General features: G+C 68.7%; 14 protein-coding genes. 2 read left to right on the top strand and 12 right to left on the bottom strand.

Annotated elements, in window-relative coordinates; all coding sequences use genetic code 11:
* The first annotated feature begins 2 nt into the window (after positions 1–2).
* Positions 3–1,700 carry a tetratricopeptide repeat protein gene (locus tag ACPP3B_RS03140; RefSeq protein ID WP_299019204.1) on the top strand — a complete coding sequence of 566 codons (1,698 nt, stop codon included), beginning with the start codon at positions 3–5 and terminating at the stop codon, positions 1,698–1,700.
* The gene (locus ACPP3B_RS03145) at positions 1,697–3,343 is read left to right on the top strand and encodes a tetratricopeptide repeat protein (protein ID WP_424859688.1); all 1,647 of its coding nucleotides are present in this window, start codon (positions 1,697–1,699) and stop codon (positions 3,341–3,343) included. Before ACPP3B_RS03140 ends, ACPP3B_RS03145 begins: the two co-directional genes overlap by 4 nt.
* A gap of 9 nt (positions 3,344–3,352) precedes the next feature.
* On the opposite strand, the gene ACPP3B_RS03150 is transcribed toward ACPP3B_RS03145, so the two are convergent.
* The 12 genes from ACPP3B_RS03150 to ACPP3B_RS03205 form a co-directional block, all read right to left on the bottom strand.
* Positions 3,353–4,564, bottom strand: coding sequence for a urate hydroxylase PuuD (locus ACPP3B_RS03150; protein ID WP_424859689.1), 1,212 nt, complete (start codon positions 4,562–4,564; stop codon positions 3,353–3,355).
* 174 nt (positions 4,565–4,738) lie between these two features.
* Entirely contained in the window at positions 4,739–5,824 is a 1,086-nt protein-coding gene (gene nagZ / locus ACPP3B_RS03155; protein ID WP_424859690.1) for a beta-N-acetylhexosaminidase, read from the bottom strand.
* Positions 5,821–6,216 (bottom strand): holo-ACP synthase, encoded by a 396-nt coding sequence (acpS, locus tag ACPP3B_RS03160; RefSeq protein ID WP_299019197.1) that lies wholly within the window; start codon positions 6,214–6,216, stop codon positions 5,821–5,823. Before acpS ends, nagZ begins: the two co-directional genes overlap by 4 nt.
* Complete coding sequence (locus ACPP3B_RS03165) at positions 6,213–7,004, bottom strand: pyridoxine 5'-phosphate synthase (RefSeq protein WP_299019195.1); 792 nt, start codon at positions 7,002–7,004, stop codon at positions 6,213–6,215. The genes acpS and ACPP3B_RS03165 overlap by 4 nt, the downstream gene beginning before the upstream one ends.
* On the bottom strand, positions 7,001–7,795 hold the full coding sequence (gene recO / locus ACPP3B_RS03170; RefSeq protein WP_299019193.1) for a DNA repair protein RecO: 795 nt from the start codon (positions 7,793–7,795) through the stop codon (positions 7,001–7,003). The genes ACPP3B_RS03165 and recO overlap by 4 nt, the downstream gene beginning before the upstream one ends.
* A gap of 1 nt (position 7,796) precedes the next feature.
* Positions 7,797–8,732 carry a GTPase Era gene (gene era / locus ACPP3B_RS03175; protein WP_424860134.1) on the bottom strand — a complete coding sequence of 312 codons (936 nt, stop codon included), beginning with the start codon at positions 8,730–8,732 and terminating at the stop codon, positions 7,797–7,799.
* Between the two features lie 2 nt (positions 8,733–8,734).
* Positions 8,735–9,427, bottom strand: coding sequence for a ribonuclease III (gene rnc, locus ACPP3B_RS03180; protein WP_299019225.1), 693 nt, complete (start codon positions 9,425–9,427; stop codon positions 8,735–8,737).
* 15 nt (positions 9,428–9,442) lie between these two features.
* On the bottom strand, positions 9,443–9,817 hold the full coding sequence (locus ACPP3B_RS03185; protein WP_424859691.1) for a DUF4845 domain-containing protein: 375 nt from the start codon (positions 9,815–9,817) through the stop codon (positions 9,443–9,445).
* Between the two features lie 41 nt (positions 9,818–9,858).
* Positions 9,859–10,839 (bottom strand): signal peptidase I, encoded by a 981-nt coding sequence (lepB, locus tag ACPP3B_RS03190; RefSeq protein ID WP_424859692.1) that lies wholly within the window; start codon positions 10,837–10,839, stop codon positions 9,859–9,861.
* Positions 10,836–12,650, bottom strand: coding sequence for a translation elongation factor 4 (gene lepA, locus ACPP3B_RS03195; RefSeq protein ID WP_424859693.1), 1,815 nt, complete (start codon positions 12,648–12,650; stop codon positions 10,836–10,838). The genes lepB and lepA overlap by 4 nt, the downstream gene beginning before the upstream one ends.
* Positions 12,651–12,743: 93 nt before the next feature.
* On the bottom strand, positions 12,744–14,267 hold the full coding sequence (locus tag ACPP3B_RS03200; protein ID WP_424860135.1) for a DegQ family serine endoprotease: 1,524 nt from the start codon (positions 14,265–14,267) through the stop codon (positions 12,744–12,746).
* Between the two features lie 38 nt (positions 14,268–14,305).
* A complete protein-coding gene (locus ACPP3B_RS03205) occupies positions 14,306–15,325 on the bottom strand; it encodes a MucB/RseB C-terminal domain-containing protein (protein WP_299021379.1) in 1,020 nt (339 codons plus the stop codon).
* Positions 15,326–15,334 lie beyond the last annotated feature (9 nt).

A 15,334-nucleotide genomic window follows, 5' to 3' on the forward strand; every position in this document is an offset into this window, starting at 1 on the left:
CCATGTCCGCAGCCGGATCCGGCGCCCCCCTGCCGGCAGACCTGCGGCGCAACGCGGCACTGGTCGTCGATGCCAACCCGACCACGCGCATGACGCTGGCGGGCCAGCTGCGCAGCTTTGGCTTCACCTCCATCAGCCAGACCGGGCGCATTGCCGATGCGCGGCGCGAAATCGAGCGCCACCCGTTCGACCTGGTGGTGTGCGCCGACACCTTCCCGCGCGGTGGCTCCGGACAGGAGCTGCTCGACGATCTGCGCCGCTCGGGCCTGCTGCCGTATGGCACCGTGTTCATCCTGATCACCGACGAGGCCACCTATCTCAAGGTGGTCGAAGCCGCCGAATCCTCGGTGGACAGCTATATCGTGCGCCCCTACTCGGCCGCCACGCTGTACGACCGCATCGAGCAGGCCCAGCGGCGCAAGGCGGCGCTGTGGGAAATCTACCGCGCGCTCGAGGAGCGCCGCTACGACGATGCGATCGAGCGCTGCCTGGAGCGCGTTGCCACCCAGGGCCCCCAGTGGCTGTCGGCGGCCCGCTGGGGGGCCGAGATCATGCTGCGGCTGGGGCGCTTCGGGCAGGCGCAGGCGTTGTTCCAGTCGATCTGGGATGCGCAAGCCCAGCCTTGGGCGTTGCTGGGGGTGGCACGTTGCCAGCTCGACAGCGGCGCGCCCTCGGCGGCGCTGGAGACACTGCGCCAACTGATCGAAGTCGCGCCCGACTACCCGGATGCCTACGACGTGCTGGGTCGCGCCCAGATGGAGCTGGGCCGCTTCGACGACGCGCTCGACAGCCTGCAGCGGGCGCTCGAGGCGACGCCGATGGCGATCGGCCGCCAGCAGCGGCTGGGAATGCTGGCATTTTTTCTCGGCAACCGCGACAAGGCCGTCGAGCTGCTGCAGCGCGCCACCTACCTGGGACTGGACTCCAAGATGTTCGACGCCGAGAGCCTGGTGTTGCTGGCCATCGCGGCGTTCGAGCGGCACGACGCGGCCGAACTGGAGCGCCACCAGGCCGAGCTTGCCAAGCGCGCGCGCGGCTATCCCGACGACAACCGGCTGCAGCGTTTCGTCGCCCTCGTCGATCTGCTGGCGCAGGCCCTGCCCACCCCGGACGAGGAGCGCCGAACACGGGTGGCGACCGAGCTGACCGCGATGGCGCCCGGTGTGGGCACGCCCGACTTCGATATGGAGGCGGCGTGCAACCTGCTCGCCGCGCTGGCGGCGCTGGCGCACCAGGGCTACACGCCGGAACACGACGCGCTGGTGGAGCGGCTGGGGCTGCGCTTTGCCACCTCCAAGGCGATGGGCGAACTGCTGGCCAGCGCCGCCAGCCACCACACCCGCTACGCGCAGCGCCTGCGCGAATGCGAGACCACGATGGTGCAGCGCATCGAACAAGCGCTGCGCCGCGCCCACGACGGCGAGCCGGTGCTGGCACTGGCCGAGCTGTGCACACTCGCACAAGACACGCTCAACGCACGCGCCGTCGAGTCGGCCTGGCTGGTGCTGCAGCGTTACCAGCGTGACATGCCCAACCCCGAACGCTGGCAACAGCGCGTGCAGGCGCTGCGCCAGGGCTATGGCACCGCCCGCAACCGGCCGGCGCTGGGCGACCCGCGCCTGCGCCCCTCGGGTGGCGTGCATCTGGGCCCGATGGATCGCGCGCCAGCGCCAGTGCGGGTCGATAATGTGGCGGCATGAGCCCGATGGATCTCTACGGCGCCACGGCACTCGTCATCGACGGCAATCCCACCTCGCGCTCGATCCTGGTGTCACAGCTGCGCGACATGGGCGCGCGCACCGTCGCGCAAAGCCCGCGCATCGCGGATGCGCGCCGCCAGCTCGAATTTCGCACCTTCGACGTGGTGGTGTGCGAGCAGCACTTTCCCAACGACAGCGGCACCGGGCAAGCCCTGCTCGATGACCTTCGTCGTGCGGGGCTGCTGCCCTTTGCCACCGTCTTCATCATGGTCACGTCCGAGGCGTCGTACTCGAAAGTGGCCGAAGCCGCCGAATCCGCCCTCGACTCGTACCTGCTCAAGCCCTTCACCGCCAACCAACTCGCCCAGCGCATCGGGCAGGCGCGCCACCGCAAAGCGGTGCTCAAAGACATTTTCGAGGCGGTCGAAAAACGCGATTTCGAGCGTGCGGCCGAGCTGTGCCTGCAGCGCTTTCGCGAGCGCGCCGACTACTGGCTGTACGCGGCCCGGGTCGGCGCCGAACTGCTGCTGCGACTGGAGCGTTACGACGAGGCTCAGCGCCTGTACGAAGCCGTCGTCGAGGCCAAGGCCTTGCCCTGGGCACGCCTGGGTGTGGCGCGCGCGCAGCTCGAAGCCGGACAGCCACAGCGCGCCAGCCAAACCCTGCAAAGCCTGATCGACGACGACCCCGGTTACGCCGACGCCTACGACGTCATGGGCCGGGCGCAGATCGAGCTGGGCAACTTCGACGCCGCACTGGCCGTCTACAAAATGGCCACCGACCTGACGCCCGCCTCCATCAGCCGGCTGCAGCGGCATGGCATGCTGGCGCATTACTGCGGCCAAACCGCGCTGGCCGAGGAGCTGCTGGCGCGCTCGGTGCGACTGGGGCTGGACTCCAAGATGTTCGACGCTCAGTCGCTGGTGCTGTTGGGATTCATGCGTTTCGAGGCGGGCGACCGCAAGGGCTTGCAGCGCTACTGGGATGATGCCCTGCGCATGGTGGAGCGCCACCCGCAGTCGCAGCGCCTGCGCCGACTGGCCGAGGTGCTCGAAATCGCGCTGCTGCTGCACGACGCCCAAGTGGCCCGCGTGCTGCAACAGTTGCGCGCCATGATGGCCACGATCACCGACGAGGACTTCGACTTCGAGGCGGCGTGCAACCTGACGACGCTGCTGGCGTATGTGGCGCAGCGCGCGATCCAGATCGACGAGGTGCAAGAGCGACTGACCGTGCTCGGACGGCGTTTTTGTACCTCCAAGGCGCTGACGGCGCTGCTGGCTCAGGCCGCCAACGCCCACCCGCCGTACGCCGAGCGGCTGTCCAGTCTGCACACCGAGGTGCTGAGCATCATCGAGCACGCCATGCGCCAAAGCCTGGCGGGCAACCCGCGCGCCGCGGTGCTCGAACTCCTCGAGCAGGGGCGTGTCACCTGCAACGCCAAAATCATCGAGTCGGCCTGGGGCGTGCTCAAGCGCTACGAAGCGCGCATCGATGATGCAGCAGAACTGGCACAGGCGATTCAGCCGCTGCGCACCCGCTACCAGTCCTACGCCAACAAGCCCGTCATCGGCGACAAGGCGGCGCGCCAGGCCGGCGGCGTCAGCCTGCGCGTGATGGACGTCAAGACCGTCGAGGACTGACCCGCCTGGTCAGGGAACCGGTGCCCCCGCGCGCCACCAGGCGGCGATCAACGCCCGCTCCGCCTCGGTCAAACCCGTGGCGTTATTGATCGGCATCTGCCGCGTAACCACGACCTGCTGATACACCGCTGGCGCGTGCTGCGCCAGGGCCGGCGCGCTGTCGAGCCGCACGCCCTTGGAGGCCAGCGCCTCGCCGTGACACGGCACACAGCGCTGCTGCACCACGGCCAACACCTGGGCCGGCTCTACGTGGGGGACGGGCGTGTCGCCTGCCGCGCCCGCCTGCGGCGCCGCCGGGCGTATCCCGACGATGACGGCCCCGACCAGCGCCACCCCCACCGCTGCGTACGGCCAGGGGTGCGCGCAGCGGCCAAGCCGGTACCCATGTCGGGCCACGAAAAACTGCCGGATGGCCGCACCCCCCGCCATCAAGCCCAGCAGGGCGAGCCAGTTGGCCTCGTGCCCGGTCAGAAAGCCGTAGTGGTTGCTCAGCATCGCCAGCACCACGGGCAGCGTGAAGTAGGTGTTGTGCACGCTGCGCTGTTTGCCGCGCTGGCCATGGCGCGGATCCGGGGTCTGCCCCGCCTGCAGCGCCGCCACCACCTTGCGCTGGCCGGGGATGATCCAAAACAGCACATTGGCGCTCATCGCGGTGGCCAGCATCGCGCCAATGATCAAAAACGCCGCACGCCCCGCAAACCACTGGCACGCCAGCCACGTGGCCAGCACCACCAGCAGCGCCACCGCCAGCCCGACTTTACGGTCGCCACCAGGCGTCTGACCCCACCAGCGGCAGATGGCGTCGTACAGCAACCAAAACACGACCAGGAACGCGATCGCCGCCGCGCCCGCCATCCACGCCGCGGGCCACGCGTACACCCGCGCGTCCACCAGATAGATGTCGGCCTGCCACAGGTACGACACCGCCAGCAACGCAAAACCGCTGAGCCAGGTGGTGTAGCTCTCCCAGTAAAACCAGTGCAACCGCTCGGGCAGGCGGGGCGGCGCGACGGCGTACTTGACGGGGTGATAAAACCCTCCCCCGTGCACCGCCCACAGCTCACCGGTCGCGCCATCTCGCCGCAGGCGCTCGTCCGCGGGCGGCGTCAGGCTGCTGTCCAGAAACACGAAGTAAAACGACGACCCGATCCAGGCGATGGCCGCCACCACATGCAACCAACGCAACAACAGGTTGGCCCAGTCCAGAAGATAGGCATCCACGGCACGCTCCATGCGCCCGGTGGCGCACGTGGTGCGACCCCCACCACCGCGGGCGCTGTGGGGGCCCCAGGCCGCGACCTGCGGCGTCACGCCCCGGCGGATCCGAAGCGTGGCCGCTGCGCCGCTGCGACCAACCGTATTAGTGTACCGGCTGGCCAGCCACCGCGAGGGGGCTCAGGGCAAACACTCCAGCGCGTGCTGGTAACGCGCATCGGCCATGAGCGCATCCCAATCGAGCGCCGGCCCGTTGGGCAGCAACGCGCGGCGGCGCACCTCGGCCGTCTCGTCGGGCAGCCAGCGCTCCTCGTATACCGCGCGGCTGAGGCCTTCGATCAGGTCGTCGATCGCCACGCCGCCCGCTTGCGTGCTCTGGTTGCACAGCAGCACCAGGTCGCAGCCAGCCTCCAGCGCCGCCAGTGCGGCTTCGGTGTACGTCAGCGACTGCCCCCGCAATTGGCGGGCAGCGGCCATGGACAGATCGTCGCTGAAGATGGCGCCGGTAAAGCCCAGCCGCTCGCGCAGGATGTCGCGCAGCCAGCGACGCGAAAAACCGGCGGGGCCATCGTCCACCCGCGGATAGACCACGTGCGCCGGCATCACGGCGGCCAGCGATGCGCTGAGCCACCCGTACGGCGCGGCGTCGTCGTCCAGGATCGCTTCCAGCGGCCGGTCGTCGATGGGCAGCTCGACGTGCGAATCGGCCTCGGCCCAGCCGTGGCCCGGAAAATGTTTGCCGCAGTGGGCCATGCCCGCCAACCGCATGCCGTGCATCAGCGCTTGCGCGAGCAGCGTCACCACGCGCGCATCGGCGTCGAACGCGCGGTCGCCGATCACGTCGCTGCGGCCATGGTCCAGGTCCAGCACCGGGGCAAAGCTCAGGTCCACGCCACAGGCGCGCAGCTCGGCTGCCAACACGTAGCCCGCCGCCGTGGCGGCATTGCACGCGATCAGCGCGGCTTCCCCTGCGCGCGCCTCGGGCGCCTCGCGCCACAAGCGGCCGAACTCGCGCATCGGCGGCAGGTGGGTAAAGCCGTCACTGCGAAAGCGCTGCACGCGCCCGCCCTCGTGGTCAACGCAGATGAGCAGATCCTTGCGCACACGCTTGATTTGGCGGCACAGGGCCTGCAGTTGGGTGCGGTCGCGCCAGTTGCGGGCAAACAGAATCACGCCACCGACCAGCGGGTGGCTCAGCCGGGCACGGTCGGCCTCGGTCAGCCGGGTACCGGCGATGTCGATGATCAAGGGGGCATGCAGGGTCATGGGTCTTGCTCCACCACCACAAAGCTGGCGGCATGGTCGGATTCGTCGGTCAGGCTCAGGTGCGCGCGCCAGCGCCGCGCCTCGAACCACTGCTGCAGCGGTCCGTGCAGCCGGAAGGCGGGACGCCCGCCGGGCAGGTGGATGACCTCGCAGTCGCGCCAGGTCATGGGGGCGCGCAGGCCCAGGCCGACGGCTTTGGCGAACGCCTCCTTGGCCGAAAAACGCGTGGCCACGAAACGCACACCGCGCTCGGGCCAGCGCTGGCGCCGCTCGTGCCAGGTGGCCAGCTCGCCGTCGGCCAGCACCCGGCGCGCAAAGCGCTCGCCATGGCGCTCCAAGGCCGCGGCGATGCGGCGCACATCGCACAGGTCGGTGCCAATGCCGACGATCATGGCGCGTGCGCCGCGTCGATGCAGCGCTGGTACACCTGGACCGTGGCCGTGTAGCCGAGCTCGAGCGCGTCGGCGATCAAGGCGTGGCCGATGGAGACCTCTGCCACACCCGGGACGGCGCGCAAAAAGTCAGTCAAGTTGTCGCGGTTGAGGTCGTGGCCAGCGTTGACGGCGAGCCCGACGACGTGCGCCGCCTCGGCCGCGGCGCGGTAGCGCTGCAGCTGCACGGCGCGCGCCGCCGGGTCAGGCCAAGCAGCGGCGTAGGGTTCGGTGTAGAGCTCGACGCGGTCCGCCCCCACCGCCCGCGCCGCGGCCATTTGCTCGGGCACAGGGTCCATGAAAAGACTGACGCGAGCGCCCAGCGCGTGCGCCTGCTCGATGACCGGACGCAGGCGCTCGGCGTCGTCCGGAAAACGCCAGCCATGGTCGCTGGTGAACTGGTCCATCGCGTCGGGCACGAAGGTCAGTTGATGCAACGGCAGGCCTTGCTGCACCAGCTCGCGCGCCACGTCGAGCAGGTTGTGGAACGGGTTGCCCTCGATGTTGAACTCGCGCTGCGGCCAGGCCTGCATCAGGTGCCCCAGATCGAACACATCGTGCCAGCGGATGTGGCGCTCGTCCGGTCGGGGGTGGATGGTGATGCCGTCGGCCCCGGCCTGCAGGCACAGCGTGGCGGCCCGCGTGACGCTGGGAATGCCCAAATGCCGGCTGTTGCGCAACAGGGCGACCTTGTTGACGTTGACGGACAGCGCGGTGCGTACGGGCGCGGATGGCAGACCTGGACTCATGGTGTGGGCTCGCTCGTGGGCGGCAACGGACGGGGGGCGATGCGGCGCACGGCCCGCATCAGCTCACGGGTACGAAACGACGCGACCCCGCTATGGTAGTGCAGCAGGCCGGCGAGCCCCGTGCGCAGCGCGGCAGTGGCCAGCAGCGGCGCCTGCGTGCACAGCGCTGCCCACGGGTCAGGGCCGTCCAGCGCGGCCTGCAAAGCAGTCCACGCGGCGGCGGGCAAGGTGTCGGCCGACTCACCAGCGGCGGGCTGCAAGCCGGCGTGCGGCGAGAGCCGGCACGGCTGCGCCGGCTCCAGCGGCAGCAGCCGCAGGCCGTCGCGCGCCAAATCGGGCAGCCACCCCAAGGTGCGCAGCAGCAACAACTCGAACGCGCGCAACACCACCGCGGCGTCATCGCCCAGGGCCAGCGCGCACACCGCGCGCGCGTAGTGGTCGAACAGCACCGGGTGCGGGTCGTCGCGTACCATCAGGCGCAGCAGCAGCTCGTTCAGGTAGTAGCCCGCCAACAGCGCGTCACCCGCGGGCATGACGTGTCCGCCAGCGTAATGAGCAGCCTTGAGGGTGCGCACCTCGGCGTCGCCGGACCAATCCACGCGCAGCGGCTGCAGCGGCAGCAGCACGGCCCGAAACTGCGACGTGGGGCGTTTGACCCCCTTGGCCACCAGGGCCACGCGCCCATGGTGGCGGCTGAGCAGCTCCAGGATCAGGCTGGACTCGCTCCAGTCGTGCCGATGCAGGACGAAGGCGGGCTCGTCGTGCACCCGCGCGCGCGGCCGCGATCCCACGTCACTCGTAGCCGTAGGCGCGCACCCGCGCTTCGTCGTCCGACCAGCCGGAGCGCACCTTGACCCAGAGTTCCAGGTACACCTTGCCGCCCCACTGGCGCTCCAGCTCCTGCCGCGCTTCGGTGCCGATGCGCTTGAGCCGCTCGCCACCCTCGCCAATCACCATGCCCTTGTGGCTTTCGCGCTCGACGATGATGGTGGCAGCGATGCGGCGCAGCTCGCCTTCTTGCTCGAAGCGATCGACGACCACGGTGGAGGTGTAGGGCAGCTCATCGCCCGTGAGGCGAAACAGCTTCTCGCGCACCAGCTCGCCGGCCAAAAAGCGCTCGCTGCGGTCGGTCAGGTCGTCAGCCTCGTACAGCCAGGGCTGCTCGGGCAGGTAGCGCTCGCACAGCGCCAGCAGGCGCTGCACGTCGCGACGCTGCTTGGCCGACATCGGAAAGAACTCGGCAAACGGGTGGCGCTCCTGCATGCTGCGCAGCCAGGGCGCGATCTCGACGCGGCGGTGCACGCGGTCGAGCTTGTTGGCGACCAGGATCACCGGCACCCCGGGCGGCAGCAGGGCCAGCACCTTGGCGTCGGCCAGGTCGAAGCGGCCCGCCTCCACCACGAACAGTACCAGATCGACGTCGGTCACCGCACCCAGCACGGCCTTGTTGAGCGCGCGGTTGAGGGCGCTCGCGTGCCGCGTCTGAAAACCGGGGGTATCCACGAACACGAATTGGGTCGCGCCCTCGGTGCGAATGCCCGTGATGCGGTGCCGGGTGGTTTGCGCCTTGCGCGAGGTGATGCTGATTTTTTGGCCCACCAGGGCATTGAGCAAGGTCGACTTGCCGACATTGGGCTTGCCCACGATGGCGATGAAACCACAACGCTGCGCCGACGACGGCGCGGGCGCAGACGGGGAAGGCGCAGCAGACGACTCGGCAGGCAGCATGGTCATGGCGTAGGGGCGCGGCGGCTCGTGCCGCCCGTTTGCAGGAGTTCGAGCATATGCGCGGCAGCGGCTTGCTCGGCGGCGCGACGCGATGGCCCCCGCCCGACCGTGGGCCCAGCCCCCTCGACCCGACACGCGACCTCGAAGGTTTGGGCATGCGCTTCGCCGTGGATGGCCACCACCTCATATGTCGGCAGGGGGCGGCGGCGCGCCTGCAGCCACTCCTGCAGCGCGGTCTTGGCATCCTTGCCCTGCCCCGGGCGCAGTTCGAGCCCCTCGTACCAACGACGCGCCACGGCCTGCGCCACCTCGTATCCCGCATCCAGATACAGCGCGCCCAGCAAGGCCTCGACGGCGTCGGCCAGGATGGATGCGCGCTCGCGCCCACCCGAGCGCTGCTCACCCTCGCCCAGGCGCAGCAACGGCGGCAGCCCCAGGTCGAGCGCAATGCGATGCAGTGCATCCTGGCGCACCAGGCTGGCGCGCAGGCGCGAGAGCTCGCCCTCGGGCTGCTGCGGCAGCCGCTCGACCAGCAGCGTCGAGACGGCCAAGCCGAGCACCGCATCGCCGAGAAACTCCAGTCGCTCGTAATGATCGGCGCCATAGCTGCGGTGCGTCAGCGAGCGCAGCAGCAAACCCGGGTCGCGAAAACGGTGACCGAGGCGCCTCTGCAGGGCCTCCAGCCCAGGGGACAGGGGATCAGCCATGGATCACTGATTACGGCCGCGGAACTTGAGCAGCAGATACGCCGGGCCCGCCAGGTGGATTTCCTTGTCGTAGGCGAACTCGACCACGATGCGTTCGCCGTCCTTGCTGATCTCGAGATCCTTGCCCGTGACGGCTTCGAAGTAGTCGGCGGTGCGGGCGCGCTCGAAGGCGCTGCGGATTTCACCCACCGTGCTGCTACTCTGGGCGGCCCGGTTGACGGCTTTCTGGATTGCCAGGTATTCGGTCACCGCGGGCACGATCTTGGCCGCCAGCACCAGACACACGGCGACGACCACGCCGACGAAGAACATCCCGAACACGGTCACGCCACGTTGTCGCATCTGCACCACCCCCGGATCGTCGTGGGCCGCCGCCATGGCGGCCTGGGGCCATGATAGCGGCAAACCACGCTCAGGCGTCATTCGAAACGGCCGATGCGGCTCAGGTCGCGGAAGTTCATCCACACGAGCACTGCCTTGCCGACGATGTTGCGCTCGGGCACGAAACCCCAGTAGCGCGAATCGAGCGAGTTGTCGCGGTTGTCGCCCATCACGAAGTAGTGCCCCGCCGGCACACGGCAGGTCACACCTTCGACCGTGTATCGACACGCTTCGCGGCCCGGAAAATCGACCACCGCGGGGATGAACGCCGGTCGCTCGTCGTCGATCAGGGTGCGCACCCGCCGCCCACCGATCTCCTCGATGAACTGCTTGCGGTAGCGCATCGCCTCGGCGTCGTAAAAATCGTCGGTGGGCTGGCGCGGCACCGCCTGCCCATTGATGAAGAGCTGCTTGTTCAGGTACGCCACCTCGTCGCCGGGCAGGCCGACGACGCGCTTGATGTAGTCCAGGCTCGGCTGCGGCGGGTAGCGAAAAACGATGACATCGCCACGTTGCGGTTCGTGGTTGTCGATGACCTTGGTGTGCACCACCGGCAAGCGCACGCCGTAGTGGTACTTGTCGACCAGGATCAAGTCGCCGATGTGCAGCGTAGGAATCATCGAGCCGGACGGGATTTTGAACGGCTCGTACAGAAACGAGCGCAGCAGGAACACCGCCAGGATCACCGGGAACAGCCCCGCGGTCCAGTCCAGCCACCAGGGCTGCGCCATCAGCTTTTGGTGCAGTGCCTGCAGGTCGGTCGGCTCGGCGGCGATGCCCTGGCGCGCCAGCTCCTGCTGGCGGCGCTGGGCGTCGGCCACGGCGCGCTCAGCCGCCGCGCGTCGCCGGGGCAAAAAGACCCAGCGCTCGGCCGCCCAATACACGCCCGTCACCACAACTGCCAGCAGCAGCAGCAGCGAAAAATTGCCGTCGATGGCCCCGAGGTACCACGCCACCCCATAGCCGACGAAAGCACCCAGCACGACCCCGGTCAGCGTGCCCATGGTCTGGTCGTTCATGATTCCTCCACCTGCAGGATGGCCAGGAACGCCTCCTGCGGGACTTCGACCGTGCCGATCTGCTTCATGCGCTTCTTGCCCGCCTTTTGTTTTTCCAGCAGCTTGCGCTTGCGCGTGATGTCGCCACCGTAGCACTTGGCCAGCACGTTCTTGCGCAGCGCCTTGACCGTCTCGCGCGCGATGATTTGCGCCCCGATGGCCGCCTGGATGGCCACGTCGAACTGCTGACGGCTGATGATCTCGCGCATCTTGGACACCACCGCCCGCGCGCGCGACTGCGCCTGGCTGCGATGCACGATCATCGACAGCGCGTCGACCTTCTCGCCGTTGAGCAAGATGTCAACCTTGACCACGTCGGACGGGCGGTATTCCTTGAACTCGTAGTCCATCGACGCATAGCCGCGGCTGACCGACTTGAGCTTGTCGAAGAAGTCCAGCACGATCTCGGCCAGCGGCAGGTCATAGGTCAGCATCACCTGCTTGCCGTGGTAGGCCATGTTGAGCTGTACCCCCCGCTTGCCATTGCACAACGTCATGACCGGGCCCACATAGTCCTGCGGCAGGTAGATGTGCACGGTGACGATGGGCTCGCGGATCTCCTGGATCTTGCTCGGCTCCGGCATGCGCGAGGGGTTTTCCACCATCAGCACCTCGCCGTCGCCTTTGACCACCTGGTACACGACGCTCGGCGCCGTGGTGATGAGGTCCTGGTCGAACTCGCGCTCAAGGCGCTCCTGCACGATCTCCATGTGCAGCAGGCCCAAAAAGCCGCAGCGAAAGCCAAAGCCCAGCGCCTGCGACACCTCGGGCTCGAAGTGCAGCGAGGCGTCGTTGAGCTGAAGCTTCTCCAGCGCGTCGCGCAGTTGGTCGTACTCGCTCGCCTCGGTGGGGTACAGGCCCGCGAACACCTGGGGCTGCACTTCCTTGAAACCTGGCAGCGGCTCGGTGGCGGCCGTCAGGTTGGCGCCGCTGGCGGCCTTGAATGAGGTGATGGTGTCGCCCACCTTGGCGGACTTGAGCTCCTTGATGCCCGCGATCACATAACCCACCTCGCCGGCCTGCAAGCGGTCGCGCGGCTGGTTGGCGGGCGTGAACACGCCGAGCTTTTCGCACTGGTACTGCGCGCCCGTGGCCATCAGGCGGATGCGGTCGCCACGGTTGAGGCACCCGTCCACCACGCGCACCAGCATCACCACGCCCACATAGTTATCGAACCACGAGTCGATGATCATCGCACGCAGCGGACCATCGGGGTTGCCGCGCGGCGGCGGGATCTTGGCCACCACCGCCTCCAGGATATCGTCGATGCCCATGCCGGTTTTGGCCGAGCAGGGGATCGCCTCCGAGGCGTCGATGCCGATCACGTCCTCGATTTCTTGCTTGGCACGGTCGGGGTCGGCCTGCGGCAAGTCCATCTTGTTGAGCACCGGCAGCACTTCCACACCCAGGTCGAGCGCGGTGTAGCAGTTGGCCACCGTCTGCGCTTCCACCCCCTGGCTCGCGTCCACCACCAGCAGCGCCCCCTCGCAGGCCGACAGGGATCGGCTCACCTCGTAGGAAAAGTCCACGTGGCCGGGCGTGTCGATGAGGTTGAGGTTGTACACCTGCCCGTCGCGCGCGGTGTATTGCAGCGCGGCGGTCTGGGCCTTGATGGTGATGCCGCGCTCTTTCTCGAGCTCCATGGAGTCGAGCACCTGCTCGGTCATCTCGCGCTCGCTCAAGCCCCCGCAGCGCGCGATCAGCCGGTCGGCCAGCGTGCTCTTGCCGTGGTCGATGTGCGCGATGATGGAAAAGTTGCGGATGTGCTTCATGGCGACAGAAAAAGGGCGCGCTCCACCAGCAGCGCGCCCGATCAAATCAAACCCCCGATTGTAGGCGGTGCGGCACGCGCACGCCGCCACCCGTCAGGGACGCACCAGCACCCATTGGGCCCAATCGCCACGCCGGATCAGCAGGCCCAGGGGCCGCCCCTTGGGCCAGTCGGCGACGGCGCGCTCGAACTCGCGCACGCCCGAGACCTCCTGATTGCCCACACCCACGATCACATCGCCCGGGCGCACACCGGCGGCTGCGGACGGGCCCGCCACCTCGTCGACGCGCACGCCACCGCTGAGCTTGAGCTCGCGCCGCTCGGCAGCGGTCAGCTCGCGCACCGTCAGCCCGAGCGGCCCAGCCTTGGCGGCCTGCGGCTTGTCGGCGGGCGCGGCGGCGGTTTCTTCTTCGAACGTGCCCACGGTCACGGTGACGGTCTTGGTGGCGCCACGCCGCCAGAGCTCGACCGTGGCGCGCGTGCCCGGCTTGGTGTTGCCGACGATGCGCGGTAAATCGGCCGATTTTTCAATGGGCCGACCATCGAAGCGCAGGATGATGTCGCCCGGCTCGATCCCCGCCTTGGCTGCGGGCGAGCCGTCCTCCACCCCGCGCACGAGCGCGCCACCGGCACGCGGCAGGCCCAGCGCCTCCGCCACCTCTTTGTCCACCGGCTCGATCGCCACGCCGATGCGCCCGCGCGTGACCTTGCCCGTGGCCTTGAGCTGCTCGGCCACGCGCACCGCCTCGTCGATCGGGATGGCGAAGCTGATCCCCATGAAGCCGCCCGAGCGAGAGTAGATCTGGCTGTTGATACCCACCACCTCGCCGCGCATGTTGATGAGTGGCCCGCCGGAGTTGCCGGGGTTGATGGCCACGTCGGTCTGGATGAACGGCAAAAAGTCGCCCGTCTCGCGCTGCTTGGCGCTGACGATGCCCGCGGTGACCGTATTGTCCAGCCCGAACGGCGAGCCGATGGCCATGACCCATTCGCCCACGCGCAGCCGCTCGACGTCGCCGATGCGCACCGGCTTGAGACCGGTGGCGTCGATCTTGACCAAGGCCACATCGGTGCGTTTGTCGGCCCCCACGACGCGCGCCTTGAATTCGCGCTTGTCCGGCAGCGTCACGATCACCTCGTCAGCCCCGTCGACCACGTGGGCGTTGGTCATGATGTAGCCGTCTGCGCCATAGACGAAGCCCGAGCCCACGCCGCGCTGGCGCTCCTGGGGGCCGCCAGGCCCAGGACGCTGGGGCGAGCGCGGAAACGCGCCCGGCGGCAGCGGGATGCCAAAGCGACGGAAGAACTCGCGCATGTCTTCGTCGGGCCCGCCGGCATCGGGCTCGCGCTGCACGCGCTCGATGGTGCGAATATTGACGACCGATGGGCCCACCTCGTCCACCAGCACGGTGAAGTCGGGCAGACCAGTCAAGCGCGGCGCGTCGCCCGGCGTTGCCGATGCACTGGCTGCCGCAGCGCTGCGGGGTGCGGTCTGCGCGCCCACGCCGTGCTGGCTGGCGCCCCACACCAAGGCCACCGCCGCCAGCAGCGAGACGGCGGCCCAAACGGCCGAGCGGCGACGCGGCGACGCGGCCGCCGCGGCAGAAGGTTCACGCATGTCCATGATGTCCTATCCTTGGTCTTGTCGAAACACACTCACCGGCTACGCTCCAGCGTAGCCAGAAATCGCTCCAGGGTCTGCGGAGGCACTTCACCGAGGGCAACGACGAGCTGACCCGCCACGCGCCGCGACAGCATGTGCGTTGCCCCCGCCCGCACCTGGTTGACAGACGTGCCATCGCCCGCGGGGAAAAACAACGACACCGACGCCAAACCATCCGAGAACACGCACTGCAGCGGGGACCTCGGTCGATTCGACTCCTCGACCCGCTGCCAGCACGTCACCGGCCGAAAGCCTGGCACCTCCGCCCCCAGGCGCCAGCCCTCGGCTTCGAGCGTGGTTTTGCGCAACGTCGGCCGCTCGATGTGGTAGCCGCGCGTGTCCTCCATCTGGCGCGCCAACACGTCCAGCCGCAGGGGCGCGTCGATCTGCAGTTCGGTGAACGCCACCTGCTCCAACACCTGCGCGCCACCATCGAGGGTTTGGAGCTTGAGCGCAAGCCCCGTGCGCTTCTCGGACCAGATGCGGTAGCCATAGCGCAGGGCGTCCCTGGGCAAAAACTCCACCACCCACGCGTCGAAGCCGGCCAGGCGCTCGCTGCCGCGCAGCTCGGCGCGATAAAAATCGGCCACATCGATACCCGGCACCTTCAGCGGCCCCGGAAACAGGCGCAGCAGCTCGCGGCGGTCGCGCACGGCCCATTGGCGCTCCGGCATCAGCGTCATCACCTCGTCGTCGCGGCGCCACGTCACCCGCGCGGGGCCGCTGAGCGCCTCGATACGCTCGATTTGCTGGCGCCCATCGCAGACGTGGGCGATGCGGGCGCTGGCGATCTCGCTGCCGCGCGTGACCACATAAGTGCCACTGTAAGCACGGTTGCGCGTGGCCTCGTGCAGACGGGCGATCCATCCTTGAATGTCGCGCGGCGGCTCTGCCGCGTCGCGCCCCATCGATGGTGCAGCCGCCGTCCACACGACCAAACCCAGGAGCACGGTCCCGACGCGCCGCGCCCAGCGCCGGCGGAGAGGGTCGAGGGCGATCGACTCGTGCATCATCGCTTGGGG

It is taken from the genome of Tepidimonas sp. HKU77, assembly GCF_049728535.1.
In the GTDB taxonomy this organism is placed as follows: domain Bacteria; phylum Pseudomonadota; class Gammaproteobacteria; order Burkholderiales; family Burkholderiaceae_C; genus Tepidimonas.

Excerpts from the sequence above, each read along its gene's own strand:
- ACPP3B_RS03140 (WP_299019204.1), top strand. The coding sequence starts at position 3 with ATGTCCGCAGCCGGATCCGGCGCCCCCCTGCCGGCAGACCTGCGGCGC.
- ACPP3B_RS03145 (WP_424859688.1), top strand. The coding sequence starts at position 1,697 with ATGAGCCCGATGGATCTCTACGGCGCCACGGCACTCGTCATCGACGGC.
- nagZ (WP_424859690.1), bottom strand. The coding sequence starts at position 5,824 with ATGACCCTGCATGCCCCCTTGATCATCGACATCGCCGGTACCCGGCTG.
- acpS (WP_299019197.1), bottom strand. The coding sequence starts at position 6,216 with ATGATCGTCGGCATTGGCACCGACCTGTGCGATGTGCGCCGCATCGCC.
- ACPP3B_RS03165 (WP_299019195.1), bottom strand. The coding sequence starts at position 7,004 with ATGAGTCCAGGTCTGCCATCCGCGCCCGTACGCACCGCGCTGTCCGTC.
- era (WP_424860134.1), bottom strand. The coding sequence starts at position 8,732 with ATGCTGCCTGCCGAGTCGTCTGCTGCGCCTTCCCCGTCTGCGCCCGCG.
- ACPP3B_RS03185 (WP_424859691.1), bottom strand. The coding sequence starts at position 9,817 with ATGGCGGCGGCCCACGACGATCCGGGGGTGGTGCAGATGCGACAACGT.
- lepB (WP_424859692.1), bottom strand. The coding sequence starts at position 10,839 with ATGAACGACCAGACCATGGGCACGCTGACCGGGGTCGTGCTGGGTGCT.
- lepA (WP_424859693.1), bottom strand. The coding sequence starts at position 12,650 with ATGAAGCACATCCGCAACTTTTCCATCATCGCGCACATCGACCACGGC.
- ACPP3B_RS03200 (WP_424860135.1), bottom strand. The coding sequence starts at position 14,267 with ATGCGTGAACCTTCTGCCGCGGCGGCCGCGTCGCCGCGTCGCCGCTCG.
- ACPP3B_RS03205 (WP_299021379.1), bottom strand. The coding sequence starts at position 15,325 with ATGATGCACGAGTCGATCGCCCTCGACCCTCTCCGCCGGCGCTGGGCG.